Annotated in this window: 14 protein-coding genes; 7 read left to right on the forward strand and 7 right to left on the reverse strand. The window is 43.1% G+C overall.

From position 1 onward, the window contains the following. Positions 1-43 precede the first annotated feature (43 nt). Genes LPA49_RS14830 through LPA49_RS14840 form a run of 3 tightly spaced genes read right to left on the reverse strand, consistent with a single transcriptional unit; the run spans position 44 to position 2,724 of the window. On the reverse strand, positions 44-703 hold the full coding sequence (locus LPA49_RS14830; RefSeq protein ID WP_074988666.1) for a GAF domain-containing protein: 660 nt from the start codon (positions 701-703) through the stop codon (positions 44-46). 45 nt (positions 704-748) lie between these two features. Next, the gene (locus LPA49_RS14835) at positions 749-2,419 is read right to left on the reverse strand and encodes a fused response regulator/phosphatase (RefSeq protein ID WP_065978766.1); all 1,671 of its coding nucleotides are present in this window, start codon (positions 2,417-2,419) and stop codon (positions 749-751) included. Next, positions 2,419-2,724 (reverse strand): STAS domain-containing protein, encoded by a 306-nt coding sequence (locus LPA49_RS14840; RefSeq protein ID WP_036970002.1) that lies wholly within the window; start codon positions 2,722-2,724, stop codon positions 2,419-2,421. Before LPA49_RS14840 ends, LPA49_RS14835 begins: the two co-directional genes overlap by 1 nt. 133 nt (positions 2,725-2,857) lie before the next feature. On the opposite strand from LPA49_RS14840, the gene LPA49_RS14845 reads away from it, so the two are divergent. Beyond that, positions 2,858-3,187 carry a stress response translation initiation inhibitor YciH gene (locus LPA49_RS14845; protein WP_230236968.1) on the forward strand — a complete coding sequence of 110 codons (330 nt, stop codon included), beginning with the start codon at positions 2,858-2,860 and terminating at the stop codon, positions 3,185-3,187. Positions 3,188-3,198: 11 nt separating this feature from the next. On the opposite strand, the gene LPA49_RS14850 is transcribed toward LPA49_RS14845, so the two are convergent. Then, positions 3,199-6,204, reverse strand: coding sequence for an EAL domain-containing protein (locus LPA49_RS14850; RefSeq protein ID WP_230236971.1), 3,006 nt, complete (start codon positions 6,202-6,204; stop codon positions 3,199-3,201). A gap of 333 nt (positions 6,205-6,537) precedes the next feature. Between LPA49_RS14850 and LPA49_RS14855 the strand changes: the two genes are divergently transcribed. From LPA49_RS14855 to LPA49_RS14865, 3 genes are all read left to right on the forward strand, one after another. After that, complete coding sequence (locus LPA49_RS14855) at positions 6,538-7,689, forward strand: chorismate mutase (protein WP_036970008.1); 1,152 nt, start codon at positions 6,538-6,540, stop codon at positions 7,687-7,689. A gap of 144 nt (positions 7,690-7,833) precedes the next feature. Beyond that, on the forward strand, positions 7,834-8,352 hold the full coding sequence (gene dsbB, locus LPA49_RS14860; protein WP_036970011.1) for a disulfide bond formation protein DsbB: 519 nt from the start codon (positions 7,834-7,836) through the stop codon (positions 8,350-8,352). Next, entirely contained in the window at positions 8,352-8,654 is a 303-nt protein-coding gene (locus tag LPA49_RS14865; protein ID WP_036970014.1) for a DUF6170 family protein, read from the forward strand. Before dsbB ends, LPA49_RS14865 begins: the two co-directional genes overlap by 1 nt. A 25-nt stretch (positions 8,655-8,679) precedes the next feature. Here the strand turns inward: LPA49_RS14865 and LPA49_RS14870 are convergent, their stop codons facing one another. After that, on the reverse strand, positions 8,680-8,973 hold the full coding sequence (locus LPA49_RS14870; RefSeq protein ID WP_075593876.1) for a helix-hairpin-helix domain-containing protein: 294 nt from the start codon (positions 8,971-8,973) through the stop codon (positions 8,680-8,682). Between the two features lie 250 nt (positions 8,974-9,223). On the opposite strand from LPA49_RS14870, the gene LPA49_RS14875 reads away from it, so the two are divergent. After that, a complete protein-coding gene (locus LPA49_RS14875; RefSeq protein WP_074988669.1) occupies positions 9,224-9,532 on the forward strand; it encodes a YebG family protein in 309 nt (102 codons plus the stop codon). 137 nt (positions 9,533-9,669) lie between these two features. Here LPA49_RS14875 and putP read toward each other — a convergent pair whose 3' ends face one another. Both putP and LPA49_RS14885 read right to left on the reverse strand, forming a co-directional pair. Beyond that, on the reverse strand, positions 9,670-11,181 hold the full coding sequence (gene putP / locus LPA49_RS14880) for a sodium/proline symporter PutP (protein WP_065978762.1): 1,512 nt from the start codon (positions 11,179-11,181) through the stop codon (positions 9,670-9,672). A 349-nt stretch (positions 11,182-11,530) separates the two neighbouring features. Further along, a complete protein-coding gene (locus LPA49_RS14885) occupies positions 11,531-11,845 on the reverse strand; it encodes a helix-turn-helix transcriptional regulator (protein WP_008294929.1) in 315 nt (104 codons plus the stop codon). A 111-nt stretch (positions 11,846-11,956) separates the two neighbouring features. Between LPA49_RS14885 and LPA49_RS14890 the strand changes: the two genes are divergently transcribed. Beyond that, a complete protein-coding gene (locus LPA49_RS14890; protein ID WP_000098298.1) occupies positions 11,957-12,991 on the forward strand; it encodes a permease in 1,035 nt (344 codons plus the stop codon). 12 nt (positions 12,992-13,003) lie between these two features. Then, positions 13,004-14,281, forward strand: a complete 1,278-nt coding sequence (locus LPA49_RS14895; RefSeq protein WP_000610830.1) for an ISL3 family transposase — start codon at positions 13,004-13,006, stop codon at positions 14,279-14,281. The last annotated feature ends 98 nt before the right edge of the window (positions 14,282-14,379 follow it).

The raw sequence follows: 14,379 nt of genomic DNA on the forward strand, positions 1-14,379 counted from the left end.
GCCACTAGCTTAACATAAAAACCCAGCCTAATTACTAGTTAAATTAGACCAAGAGTTGAGGAATTTTGATACAACAAGCCACCAGTAAAGCAAGGGTTTGCTTATCAAAGAAATCATTATTAAATGCTTCAGCATCAATAATACCTAAGCACTCATTTTGTTGTGAAAGTAGCGGCAAACATGTCTCTGCTTTCACGTTAGGATCACACGTATAATATTCACCGCCCTTGGCAAGGTAATCAGCAACATTATTAATAACTCGACCACGCTTAGATAACGCGACTTGTACATTGTTACTGCCTTTAGCAAAGGCCTCTGTTATAGGAAACAAAGGACGACTTGGGGCACCATGGTAAACTAATTTTAATAACTGCTTACCTTCATCCGTTGCTGTCGCTTGATAAATACCAAACCAGTCCACCTGAGTTTTTTCAACAACAAAATCAATAATTTGTTGCAGTTTTGCCAGCTTAGCAGTGTTCTCTGCGTTATTAGCGACATAATCACTCAGCTTGAATGGCTCATCCTGTAAATAACCAAACAGACTACAGGCACCACCTTCACCTAATTCAGGGATTTGATACTGCCAGCGTACTTCTGGTAACTCTGCATCTGCTAGGTATTGTTCTAGATACGATAATTGCTCAGCAACAAGGTTTTCTGGTAAATCAAGCTGCGCAATTGATAAGTAAGTTGAAATCATTTAGCCATCCAAACATCTATAATGGCAGAATCATAACATGCGTTGTTAGTGTGAGCTAGTGCTTGATGAGGATAATTGATAACAAATTTCGACTTGGTTCCCAGCGGCATTAAATGAAATATGAGAGGCTATTTCACCTAGTAAACTTAACCCCCTACCATGCTCTCGCGTTAAGCTTTGATCTGAGGCATGTGCCTTAGCAAAGCCATTTCCAGAATCACACACCGTAAAATACAACGCTAAGTTATCTGGGCAATAACGAATATCAATAATAATTAAAGCGTCGCTTAGAGTGGCAAGTGCGGTGTCTCTTTCTTGGTAATAAACTAAAAAACCATCTTCTTGATTTTTAATCTCAGAATCTAAACCTAACACCCCATGATCTAAAGCATTATTGTATGCCTCAGACAATATTAAAAATATATTTGCGCGATGCGCGTTCAAGCCCGCTACTTGGGTGAGCACATCCACAACCTCTAACACCGGATCTGTGCTTTTTATTTGCTTTGAATTCAGGCTCAAAGAAAAGTTAAACGGTAAAGGAGAAAAAGGCTCTGCCGCTTGTTCTGGTTCAGGAACAGGTAAACAATTTAATAGCACTAAACTCAAATCGTCTTGTTGTTCGTTACCTTGCGCAAATTTATTTACCCGCTCTAACACCTGAGCTGTTGTAATGTTTTCTTTTGAACACAAGGCTTCTTTAAAACGCGTCTCGCTAAAAAAATCACCTTGGGGATTGGCCGTTTCAATAATGCCATCGGTAGCCATCACAACGCGTGAGGTTGGCTCGACTTCGATATGTATTAGGCCGCGTTCAAATTCATCTCCCTCAAGTATCCCCAATGCCATATGCTGGGACTCTAAGGTACGTGTAATTTCGCCTTTATCGTTAATGATATAGGTGTCAGGTAAGCCGCCAAGCCACGCAGATAAACTGCGTCCAGAATGGCTAAGCTCTAATATTGTCGCAGCACAGAACATGTGCCCAGGTAATAAATTAGCCAAAACAGCATTAATTTCAGCAGCAATATCACTCACTGACATGCCTTTACTCACCATGGTATAAAACACCCGTGATACTGGCAGTGCCCCAACTGCAGCCGCTAAGCCATGCCCGGTAAAATCCCCAAGCATGCAATATAAACTGCCTATGGGACTTTGCGCGACGAGGAACATGTCACCATTAAACATGGCAGCGGGTGAAAGATGAAAATCGAGGTGTTGCGTAAATAGCTTTTGATTTTCTAACGCATTATTAAAGATATGCTCAACGATTTCGTGTTCGCGTTCAACTTGATTTTGGTGATACTCAAGTTGTAAATTTTGTTCTCGCGCCTTTTGGCTTAAGTTTCTTATTCGGCTGTGCGCCTTAATTTTTGCGTTTAAAATCACTTCTTGAAACGGCTTATGAAGAAAATCATCTCCGCCTACCGCTAAACAACGTTCAAAACTGGCTTCGTCTTCAAGCGACGTAATAAAAATAATGGGGAGATAAACTTGGCTAAAACGCTCTTTTATTATTGCAGCGGTTTCAAAGCCATCCATAACCGGCATAATGACATCAAGTAGCACAATATCAATACTGTGCTCTGCCAGTAATTTTAGCGCCATCAAGCCATTTTCAGCGTTATAAACTCGATAGCCTTGTTGCTCTAACATCACGGTTAACATGCGACGATTTAGAGCAAGATCGTCAACAACCAGGATATTAAGCATTAATCAATGTCGAACTTTTTATCGAAACGAGAAATTTGCAGAATCTTTTTTAGCTGCGGCTGACAATTACTAATTTGAATATTATCAACTTTTCCCGTAAGGTTTTTTTTCATATTTAGTAGCATACCCAGCGCAGAGCTATCCATGTAATCAGTTTCTCTTAAATCGATTACAATCTTATTTATGTTATCGCTTAAGTCAGCGTATGCCTGACGAAAAGATTGCACCAGATTAAAATCAAACTTTCCTTTGATTTGTACAGTTAAAATAGCGCCATCAGCAGAAGTGCTGCGCGTCAAACTCATAATAAACTCCTAATAAACAAATCTTTTCTAAGACATATCTAAATATAACTGCTTAGAAGAAATAAGCCAAAAATTAAAACACTTAAGAGGAAATTTGTTATCATTTAGGCAAGCTTTTATAACGAGTATCACTATGAGCGATAATAATCTAGTTTATTCAACAGCCACTGGACGCATTGAGCAACCTAAAGAAACAAAGCCTTTGCAAAGTAAGATGTTTAAAGATGGCTTCCTTCGCATTGAACGTCAAACCAAAGGGCGTAAAGGCAAAGGTGTCATGCTTGTTGTTGGCATTGACGCTGAACAACATGATCTTAAAAAGCTCGCCAAAACCATTAAAAGTAAAATGGGCCAAGGCGGTGCAGTAAAAGACGGTATTATTGAGGTTCAAGGCGACGACCGAGAAAAGCTTAAAGCGATTCTCGAAGCGCTCAAATTTAAAGTTAAAATTGCAGGGGGCTAAAAAGCCCCCTTTTAATTAACGTCTTCTATATGGCTCAAGCGCTCAAAAAGTGCTGGCAGCTGCGCTTCGGACACCGGCTTACTGTAATAGTAACCCTGTACAATATAGCAGTTGTTGTTTTGTAAAAACTCAACTTGCTCTATCGTTTCGACACCTTCAGCAACAACATTAAGCTTTAACTTTTGCGCCATAGCAATAATCGCCGCGGTGATTTCCATGTCATTGGTATCCTCAGGGATATCTTTTACAAATGAGCGGTCGACTTTGAGAATATCAACAGGAAAACGTTTCAAGTAACTCAGCGATGAATAACCTGTGCCAAAATCGTCAATAGAGATTGATACGCCCAATGCTTTAAGCTGATGCAACTGCAAAATTGCCGCTTCAACATGCCCCATCAACATACTTTCAGTTAATTCTAAATGAAGTCGCTTAGGCTCAACCCCTGTTTTTTTAATGATCTTATCGAGTGTCGAAACCAAATTAGCGTCTTTAAACTGGCGTGCCGATAAGTTGATTGAAATATTATTTTTTAGGTTTTTACTCGCTAAGCGCGCAGCGAACTCACACGCTTCTTGAAGAACCCACGCCCCTAATTCAACAATTAAACCGGTTGCCTCTGCAATCGGAATAAACTTAGTCGGTGGGATCATGCCTTCTTTAGGGTGGAACCAACGAATAAGCGCTTCATAGCCAACCACTTGCTGATTTCGGCTATCAACTTGAGGTTGATAATAAACCTCAAACTGACGCTCACGAATGCCATTACGTAGCTCATTTTCAATGAACAACCGTTCATTCGCAGCGGCATTTAATTCTTGGCTGTAGAAGTGGAAAGTATTTCGTCCTTTTGCTTTCGCCTCATACATAGCCAAATCGGCATGTTTAAGTAATTGATCTTCTTCTTGGCTATCAAATGGTGCCATTGTAATGCCTATACTCGCACTGATGATCACTTCATTATTACCAAGTTTGATTGGCTCATTGAGCGTTCTTTGAATCGTATTTGCCACTTCCATTGCATGTGTTTGATGCTCAATACCACTTAACAGTACGGCAAATTCATCGCCCCCGAGTCGGGCAATCGTATCTTCTGTGCGTAAACGTTTTTTCAAACGGTTAGCCACTTCGACCAATAACTGATCACCAGCATCGTGACCTAAAGTGTCGTTAATTCGCTTAAATTCATCTAGGTCAAAATAAAATAACGCAAACGCATAATGCCCACGCTCTGCAAGCGCCATCGATTTACGTAGTTGCATTCTAAAGAACGTTCTGTTGGCAAGTCCGGTTAGTGTATCGAAATAAGCTAACTGCTCCATCTTACGTTGGCTTTCTTTTACAAACGAAATATCCTGCGCTGATGCAACATAACTGGTAATTTTTCCGCCATCTTCACGAATCGGCGAAATACTTAATGACACCCATACAGATTGGCGCTCATTGGCTTGTAACAGTGTATCGCCACGCCAATAATTTCGGCTTCTTAAATCAACATCTATGTCGTCAACCAAAATGGCCATTTCTTGCGATATGATGCTCATTAAAGGCGAGCCAATAAAGTAGCGCTCTTCAAACCCAGTCATCTCAACCATTTTCGGATTGACGTACTCAATTTCAAAATCTTGGTTGGTGATGACAACACCGGTTCCAGAGAATGCCACCGCTTTTGATAATCGGTTAGCCGCTTTTTCGGCAATTTCTTTTTCACTGATACGCTGATTTAAACCATCAATTAGCTTTCTGATTTCTATCGCCATATCTTTAAATGAGCCATTGAGGGTGCCAATCTCATCTTTATTTGCGTACGGAAACTCTGTTTGCAATTGCCCTTTGCCAAAGCTGACAACGGCATTAACTAACGAGTGGATACGGCGCAGAACAAGCTGGTAAAGCGCTTGATGTAACAACAGTGCGACTAAGATGGCATATAAAATAAACAGTCCAAAAAACTTAACTTTTAACTCTTCTAAGGCAGACAACGCCGAAGAACGCTTTTTATAAATACCAATGTACCAGTTAAGGCCTTCTACTTTACGAATATTGATAATGTGTGTTTCGCCGCCTTGCACAAATGAATTTGCAGATTCAGGTAATTTAGAACGAATAGTCTCTGAGACGAGCGTTTGTAAATCCGCATTAACAAAGTCTTTTGTCAGTAGTTTTTTACCTTCGCGGCCATATTCTTCTAATGTCGATTTATCTAAATCGGGATGCGCAAGTAACTGTCCTTTTGCATCAAACACAAATAAATGTTGCTCGCGATCACCAATTGGTAATTGAGCAAGTAAGGTTTCTAGCGCAATATCACTGCCTGTGACACCAAAAAATTCATTATTGTGGTAAACCGGAACCAATACACTCACCACCCATTTATGCCAAATGGTGTCGTAGTAAACTTTTGACCACACTGCTTCTCGGCTTGGGTTTAATGCTTCTTGTGCGTAGTTAAATGTTTCGCCTTTTGTAAAATCAAACTCAGCAGGTACATTGAGTGCCCAGTTTGGCGGCGCGATACGTATAAAGTTATCTTTACTGACTAAATAAAAATTAAAGAAATCTTGAATAAGTGTCGGTGACACTATTTTCCATAATGACTCGGAATCGTTAATCAGCCTTTTATAAAAAGCGGAATAGTTATCTTGAGGAATAAAAGCGGCGGAGAGTCCATCTGCAGACGTACTGCGTATGCTGCCATCAACAGCAAATTTAATATCGGCATTGTGATTACTTTGCAAGTGAGACTCGTTAAGTAATAACTGGCTAGTAACGACATTATTCGCTTGTTCAGCAATATTTGTTTTTGTTTTTATCAAGCCGTTAAATTGACGACTTAAGCGTTCACTCGAATGCTTTAAAAGTTCGTGTTCTTCAAAAACGAGCTGTTTTTCTTCTGATTTAAGCATTAATGCCGCTGCACAAATACCCGCAATTAAGCAAATTGCAGAAATCAGCAGCGATAGCTTCATACTTAACGAATTCACACCAAAACGAGATGGCGGGCGTCGATACACCACAGGACTACCTTATTAATAATTGTTATTATTTATTATCCAAAAACAAATATACCAGATTCATTTTTAGATTTATAAATTTTTTATGAAGATTGATGAATTTTCATAACTAATCCATGTGTTTTGCAAATTCCTTCGATATGCTGTTGACTTTATAAACGACACTTCTTACATTAACTGGATGAAACACATTATTTCTCGCACTTATTTTTCGTTTTTTAGCTTCTTTAGATAGAGGAGGCTTAACTGTTTGCGAGATAAATTCACCGAATAGCTAAAGCCTCCCTCTTGGGAGGCTTTTTTGTTTGTGCACTGTTTTGGAATGAGGAAACCAACATGAGCAACGATGCATTAAATGCGTTACGACACGATATCAATGAAATAGATTCCGATTTATTAGTATTACTCGCAAAACGACGACGTATTAGTCACAGTGTTGTTGAATATAAAATTGCCAACAATAAACCCATTCGCGATGAAGCCCGCGAACAAGCATTGCTTGAAAAGCTAATAAGCTATGGAAAGTCGCTGGGGTTAGACGCCTACTACATCAATAATGTGTTCCAGACTATTTTGGAAGACTCCGTATTAAATCAACAGGCCATGTTACAAAAAAGCCTGAACCCAGATGCAATGAGCGAAACGCATCGTGTGGCATATTTAGGTGGTCAGGGCTCATACAGCCAATTAGCATGCCATAAATACTTTAGCCGCCGCCCGGGTAAAGTCATAGAAATAGGCTGCTCGAGCTTTGAGCAAATCACGGGGAAAGTTGAAAATGGCCAAGCCGACTTTGGCTTGTTGCCGATTGAAAACACAAGTTCGGGCAGTATCAATGAAGTCTTTGATTTATTACAACACGCCCAAGTTTCTATTGTAGGTGAAGTTACTCACAGTGTTGAGCATTGTTTACTTGCAATACCGGGCACTGAGCTTTCACACATCAATAAAATATATGCGCATCCACAACCTTTCGCACAGTGCAGTCGTTTTGTGCAAGGGCTCGGTGATATCCAACATGAAACCTGTGATTCGACATTTCACGCGCTACAATCCGCAGTTGAGAACCCGAATAGTGCGGCCATTGGCTCTGCTCAGGCGGGTAAAAATGTTGGCCTAGAGGTTGTTAAGTCTGGACTTGCAAACCAAAGTGAAAACCACAGCCGCTTTATTGTTGTTGCACGTAAACCATTGCAAGTCTCTAAACAAATCCCCACTAAAACAAGTTTGATTATGGCAACTAAACAGCAAGCAGGTTCGCTTGCAGATGCCTTGATGATATTTAAACACCATCAAATTAACCTTGTAAAACTAGAGTCTCGACCAGTGCCAGGAAATCCATGGGAAGAAGTGTTTTACGTTGATTTAGAAGCAAACCTAGATGATGCACATGTAAAACAAGCGCTAGAAGAGCTTAAAGAGCATACCCAATACACTCGCGTACTGGGTTGTTATCAAAGTGAATCTCTACAAGCTGTGAGTGTTTAACCTTCATTCATACACATATAGTAAAGGAGCCGTTGGCTCCTTTACTATTTATCTGCGTTGTTTTTACGAATATTCATCGCAGGCACTTGCACCCTGCGCAGTCCCTAAGCATAATCTTGAAAACAATTAGAAATGAGATTTTTCATGAGTTGGTTAGCTGAGTTAGCAAACAAAAGAACCCCTTGGGTATTATTAGCCTTAACGGCACTCGCATTTGAAATAACAGCCCTGTTTTTTCAATATAGTATGGGTCTAGAACCCTGTATTATGTGCATATACCAACGCACAGCGATGCTTGGTCTCTTAGCCGCGGGTATCATTGGAGCAATAAACCCACACGCTGTAACCTGCCGATTAATCGCCTTTGCAACGTGGGGAGTCTCTGCCATTTGGGGCTACTTTATCGCAAAAGAGCACATTGCTATGCAAAACAACACAGATCCATTTGCATTTAGCTGTGCGTTTGAGCCAAATTTCCCTAGTTTCATGCCCCTACATGAATGGATCCCGCACTTTTTCGCAGCAACAGGAGACTGTGGCAATATTGATTGGCAATTTGCGTCAATGAGTATGCCCGCATGGATGGAAGTCATCTTTGCCGCATATTCAATTGTTTTTGTCGGGGTTTTAGCAAGCCGCTTACTAGTCAAAAAGTCACTGTAATGATTTACTTTTTTAGCAGTCAAATTCCTGAATTAAAGACCTTTAAAGTAAGGCAGCGTCAGCAGATAATAGCAATTGCACTGAGCCACTTAAGCCCAATGCATAAAATCGTTTTATCTGTGTGCAAACTGGCATTTTTAGCGCCCTTGTTTCTAGGCCTTGCCTACTTTGAAGGTTGGATGCTTTTACCTTGGTTATTATTAGCGGGATTAAGCTACCCATTAATCACAACGCCGGTTGAAAATATGTTCGCTCAACCTCACCTGCGAAAAGCGATACAAGAGTTTAAACAGGGCGAATAGACGCCCTGTTTAAATTACTATTTAGTTAAAGCGAAATTTTTCCTTCTATTTTAGCGAACAATTTATCACCAATCCCCTTAACCTCTTTCAGTTGCTTAACTGATTTAAATGGGCCTTGATTCTTACGATGCTCAACAATGGCTTGAGCCTTCGATTTACCAATGCCAGGTAACTGAGAAAGTTGCTCTACAGTGGCTTTATTGATACTCACTTTTTGAATTTTTGTTTGCACTGACTCAGCTGGTTTTTCAGCGAGTGCCTGAGTCGCCGGCAGTAATGCAAGACTTGCTGCAAATAGTAAACTTGATAAAAACTTCATTGTTTCCTCCATGATGTCCTTACGTGGACTGTTAAATAGTCTCGTCACCGAACACTAATTCCATTACATTCGTCACTAATTTGGTGACAAACTAAATAAAGTCAATTTATGCCTTTTTGTCAAATTAATGTCATAAAAAATACACACACGCAGCTTGCAAATTCGGCCCCAAACGATTACTGTATATAAAAACAGTAATCAAAGTAGCGATTACACGCTGCAAATGCCACGCTTGAATGCAGGAGAAATCATGGCTGTTGTTGTTAAATATGTTGTAGAAAGAAACGGAGTCGAGCGCATGACGTTTACTACCAAAAAAGAAGCTGATGCGTACGATAAAATGCTCGACATCGCTGAGTCGTTAGAGCTCATGCTTGAGAAGGTAGATGTACCATTAAGTGAGCAACAAATTGAATCTCTAGCCCTTGAAATAGCAAAAGAAAAAGACCAATTTATGGCTGTACTAAAAGGCGCTAAAGAACTGCCTAGCAAACCGAAAAAAGCCAAATCAGCAGACACAGATAAAGTCGCTGATATAAAAGAAAAAGCAGCCAGTTAATATCCCTTACTTTAGCAGCGGATATTATTCATCAAAGTAACCGGTCACTCTTAAAGTAGAGTTAAAAAAATTAACACAAAAAAGGGCAACTTATGTTGCCCTTTTTAATTACATTCTAAAGAATGACACTTAGCGTCCTAAAGTGACGATTCAACTTCATCAAATAATTGTGTAATTTCTTGTTTTGGCTCTGATGTGTTCAAGCTAACGACCACAATGGCAATACTTGATAAGATAAAGCCCGGTACAATTTCATAAATAATGGCACTTAACTTTTCACCATCAATCGTAATCGGTGCATAAATCCAAAACAGCACTGTCGCAGCGCCCACAACCATTCCCGCTATTGCCCCTTGTAGGTTCATTCGTCTCCAATAAAGGCTAAGCAACACTAACGGTCCAAATGCCGCACCAAACCCTGCCCATGCATTGCTCACTAAATCTAATATAGAGTTATCACGGTCATAAGCTAAGTAGATAGCAAAAACGGCAACCAACATCACACTAACACGACCAATTAATACCAACTCTTTTTGAGACGCGTCGCGATTCAGGTAAATTTTATAAAAATCCTCAGTCAAAGAGCTCGAACACACTAATAACTGCGAAGAAATAGTACTCATAATCGCTGCTAAAATTGCGGCTAGGAGAAAACCTGCGATCAGTGGGTGGAAAATGAGTTCAGATAAAACTAAGAAAATTGTTTCTTTATCGTCGATTGGCATTTGGTTTTCAAGCATATAAGCCGCACCGAATAAACCAGTAAATACAGCACCAATTGCAGACAATGTCATCCAAGACATACCAATACGACGCATGGTAGGCATATCTTTAACAGAGCGCACTGACATAAAGCGGACAATAATATGTGGCTGACCAAAATAACCTAAGCCCCAAGCCATTGCCGAAATAATCGCAATTGTCGAGCCACCTGCAAACCAATCCATCATGTTAAGTGCATGAATTTCTGTTTCTTTGGGTGAGCTTAATAAGAGGTCATAGCGAGCATTAGCCAAGGTGTCCATGAAAGGCTGATCAAGCATTGTAAAAGTCGCAATAGGCACAGCTAATAACGAAATAAACATAATACAGCCTTGCACAAAGTCCGTTAAACTTACTGCAAGAAATCCACCAAACAAGGTATACACAACCACAACACCCGTGGTGATATAGAGCCCCATTTCGTAGCTCATATTAAATGAGTTTTCGAATAATTTACCACCGGCAACAACACCTGATGAGGTATAAAGAGTAAAGAAGACAATGATCACAATGGCAGAAATAACGCGAAGAATATTCTTATTATCATCGAATCGATTAGCGAAGTAGTCTGGGATAGTAATCGAGTCATTCGCCTTTTCGGTATACACACGTAATCGCGGCGCTACGAGGAAATAGTTTGCCCAAGCACCTAATACGAGCCCTATTGCAATCCAAACTTTACTTAAACCAAATAAATACATTGCACCTGGCAGACCCATTAACAGCCAACCACTCATGTCAGACGCACCTGCCGATAACGCAGCTACACTGGGTGATAAATTACGCCCACCTAGCATATAACCCGATACATCGTCAGTTGATTGCTTATAGGCATAAAGCCCTATTCCCAACATAACAATGAAGTACAATGCTAACGAAATTATCATTCCTGTTTCCAAATCAGCCTCCAAAAAATAATCAATGTAGGCTTCTAATCCAAATAATGACTCGCAAGTTACTTAGTTTTAAGACATTATTGGGATAAAAGCCGGTATCACACACGACTATATCATGCTTGTGCCCCACAACTCCAATTAAGCCGATGAGCTGTATAATTTACGGGTATCCGGAATTTCTGGTTGATAAAATGCCAAAGATGTAAAGAAGAAAATCTTTCTCAGCGGATTATCTGATTGATCCTCTTCAGCCTACTCTACTGCCAATTTTCTGTTTCCACCTTCGCCTGAGTCTTCATAGCGATGCTGACTAGGGAGGACAGCGAGAGCTGGGCAAGCGTCAAAGCGGTTCTGGTTCATGCGCAATCCGGACACCTGCACAACATTCCTCTTGTAAGAAACCGATCAAATTCTCTAGGTGCCCATACTCGGATATACAGACAATCGTGCGGCTATGTTTCTCCTGCCGGATCAGCCCTACCTTGGCCATGCGCGCAAGGTGATGTGATAGCGTCGAAGCAGGAATACCCAGCCCCTTCTGGATATCTCCGACCGAAGCCCCATCATGGCCAGCTTTGACCAGAAAGCGGAACACGGACAGTCGGTGACTATTCCCTAGCTCAGCTAAGCTGGCTGCAACCTTTTCGTGATCCATAGCACGCCCCAATAATTCGATGTTTCTAGAATTATAGTTGACAGGTCGGATAAACGCAAGTAGGCTGCGTACATCATTTCGACAATACTAGAAATATAGGAGTAATATTGAATGTCATCTCAACTCCAAGACGCTCTAGGCATGTTCGCCTTTCTCGCTATCGAGCTATCGGTTTTATTCATTGGCATTAGCTTGCTGGTCGGAGTTCTTCAACGTCACATCCCACCATCCAAGGTGGAAGCGTTACTGACTTCCAGTGGGAAGCGAGGCTATTTTCTTGCTGCTGGTTTAGGAGCTATAACGCCCTTCTGTAGTTGCTCGACTATCCCCATGTTGAAAGGGTTGATTCGGGCACGGGCCGGTTTTGGGCCGATGATGGTGTTTCTTTTCTCATCTCCGTTGCTGAATCCTATCGTCGTCGGCCTGCTGGTTGCCACGTTTGGATGGACACTTACTGCTATCTATGTGCTCGCCGCTTTGGTGGTCGCGGTAGGTGCCGGATGGCTGCTTCACACGCTTGGCTTCGAGCGTTATGTGCGCCGGACGGCGACACAAGAGAGCAGTGGATGTAGTTCATCAGCAAGCCCGTGCAGTGCTACATCGACCGCATCGAGTTGCGGCACCAACAGCTGCGACACCACTCCGAAGACGGCTTCTTGCGGGGCTGATAGGAAGACAACAGTCTCTACGTCTAGCGAATGCTGTGACAGTCAACCCACTGTCACGGTTAAGAAAGAAGGGAAGTACAGTGGTGTGTGGCGGGAAGCTTGGTCGGACTTTATCGATGTGTTGCCTTACCTGCTCATCGGTATTGCGATTGGCAGCGTGATCTATGGTTTCATGCCCACTGACTTATTGGAGCAGTATGCAGGCCCAGATAATCCCTTTGCCATTCCAGTTGCCGCTGTCATCGGCGTGCCGTTGTATATTCGCGCTGAAGCCGTCATACCTCTGGCAGCGGCTCTGATGGCCAAAGGCGTGGGTGCCGGGACGGTGCTAGCGTTGATCATCGGCAGTGCCGGAGCCAGCCTGACTGAGCTCATTCTGTTGCGCTCTTTGTTCACGCTGAAGCTTTTAGCGGCGTTTTTAGCAGTCATTTTTGCTATGGCGATGATTGCCGGTTACGCCACCTACCTGTTTTTCTGATCAAGGCGGGAGATGATTAATTCGTTAAGCCTTCCTGGGTACCAGTTGGTGGATTCTGATGAGCAGAATGAAGACATACATTTTCGGCTTGAAGCACCTACACCAGTAGCCTGCGAGGGGTGCGGCGTGCAGGGTGAGTTCGTGCGGTTCGGCAAGCGTGACGTTCCCTATCGTGATCTGCCCATCCACGGCAAGCGGGTCACTCTCTGGGTGGTCCGCCGCCGATACACCTGCCGGGCCTGCAAGACAACATTCAGGCCCCAGCTACCGGAGATGGTGGACGGATTCCGTATGACACTGCGGCTGCATGAGTACGTGGAGAAGGAATCCTTCAACCACCCCTACACCTTTGTGGCGGCACAGACCGGCCTGGACGAGAAGACGGTGCGCGACATCTTCAACGCCCGCGCCGAGTTCCTGGGGCGCTGGCACCGCTTCGAGACGCCCCGCATCCTGGGCATTGACGAGCTATACCTGAACAAGCGCTACCGCTGCATTCTGACCAACATTGAGGAGCGAACCCTGCTCGACCTGCTGGCCACCCGCCGCCAGGACGTGGTGACCAACTACCTGATGAAGCTGAAAGACCGGCAGAAGGTCGAGATCGTCAGCATGGACATGTGGAACCCCTACCGGGCAGCGGTCAAGGCTGTGCTGCCCCAGGCCCGTATCGTGGTCGATAAGTTCCATGTGGTGCGCATGGCCAACGATGCCCTAGAGAGAGTGCGCAAGGGCCTCAGAAAGGAGCTGAAACCGTCCCAGAGCCGGACTCTCAAGGGAGACCGGAAAATCCTGCTGAAACGCGCTCACGAAGTCTCAGACCGGGAGCGCCTCATCATGGAGACCTGGACAGGCGCGTTCCCGCAACTGCTGGCCGCCTACGAGCACAAGGAGCGCTTCTACGGCATCTGGGACGCCACCACACGGCTCCAGGCAGAAGCCGCCCTGGACGAGTGGATAGCCACCATCCCGAAGGGCCAAAAGGAAGTCTGGAGCGATCTGGTCAGGGCAGTGGGAAACTGGCGCGAAGAGACCATGACCTACTTCGAGACGGACATGCCCGTCACCAACGCTTACACGGAGTCCATCAACCGACTGGCCAAGGACAAGAACCGTGAAGGGCGCGGTTACTCCTTCGAGGTGATGCGGGCACGAATGCTCTACACCACGAAGCACAAGAAGAAGGCACCGACTGCGAAGGTCTCTCCTTTCTACAAGAAAACCATCGGTTACGGACTGCCGGACTTCGCAGAGGAACTCAACTACGGAGTCGATCTATCAACCATCTGATAATGGTATCAGGTTGGTGGGGTAAAGGTGCCCCATCAACCATTAAATCCGTATACCCTAATTTACAATAACAACGGTTTGCTAACAATTTTTCTGAT

It is taken from the genome of Pseudoalteromonas sp. MB41, assembly GCF_020966275.1.
Classification (GTDB): Bacteria; Pseudomonadota; Gammaproteobacteria; order Enterobacterales; family Alteromonadaceae; genus Pseudoalteromonas; species Pseudoalteromonas lipolytica.

Bases quoted from the DNA above. Each gene is read 5' to 3' on its own strand.
- LPA49_RS14835 (WP_065978766.1), bottom strand. From the start codon at position 2,419: ATGCTTAATATCCTGGTTGTTGACGATCTTGCTCTAAATCGTCGCATG.
- dsbB (WP_036970011.1), top strand. From the start codon at position 7,834: ATGAGTTGGTTAGCTGAGTTAGCAAACAAAAGAACCCCTTGGGTATTA.
- LPA49_RS14890 (WP_000098298.1), top strand. From the start codon at position 11,957: ATGTCATCTCAACTCCAAGACGCTCTAGGCATGTTCGCCTTTCTCGCT.
- LPA49_RS14845 (WP_230236968.1), top strand. From the start codon at position 2,858: ATGAGCGATAATAATCTAGTTTATTCAACAGCCACTGGACGCATTGAG.
- LPA49_RS14840 (WP_036970002.1), bottom strand. From the start codon at position 2,724: ATGAGTTTGACGCGCAGCACTTCTGCTGATGGCGCTATTTTAACTGTA.
- LPA49_RS14870 (WP_075593876.1), bottom strand. From the start codon at position 8,973: ATGAAGTTTTTATCAAGTTTACTATTTGCAGCAAGTCTTGCATTACTG.
- LPA49_RS14875 (WP_074988669.1), top strand. From the start codon at position 9,224: ATGGCTGTTGTTGTTAAATATGTTGTAGAAAGAAACGGAGTCGAGCGC.
- LPA49_RS14865 (WP_036970014.1), top strand. From the start codon at position 8,352: ATGATTTACTTTTTTAGCAGTCAAATTCCTGAATTAAAGACCTTTAAA.
- LPA49_RS14855 (WP_036970008.1), top strand. From the start codon at position 6,538: ATGAGCAACGATGCATTAAATGCGTTACGACACGATATCAATGAAATA.
- LPA49_RS14895 (WP_000610830.1), top strand. From the start codon at position 13,004: ATGATTAATTCGTTAAGCCTTCCTGGGTACCAGTTGGTGGATTCTGAT.
- LPA49_RS14830 (WP_074988666.1), bottom strand. From the start codon at position 703: ATGATTTCAACTTACTTATCAATTGCGCAGCTTGATTTACCAGAAAAC.
- LPA49_RS14885 (WP_008294929.1), bottom strand. From the start codon at position 11,845: ATGGATCACGAAAAGGTTGCAGCCAGCTTAGCTGAGCTAGGGAATAGT.
- putP (WP_065978762.1), bottom strand. From the start codon at position 11,181: ATGATAATTTCGTTAGCATTGTACTTCATTGTTATGTTGGGAATAGGG.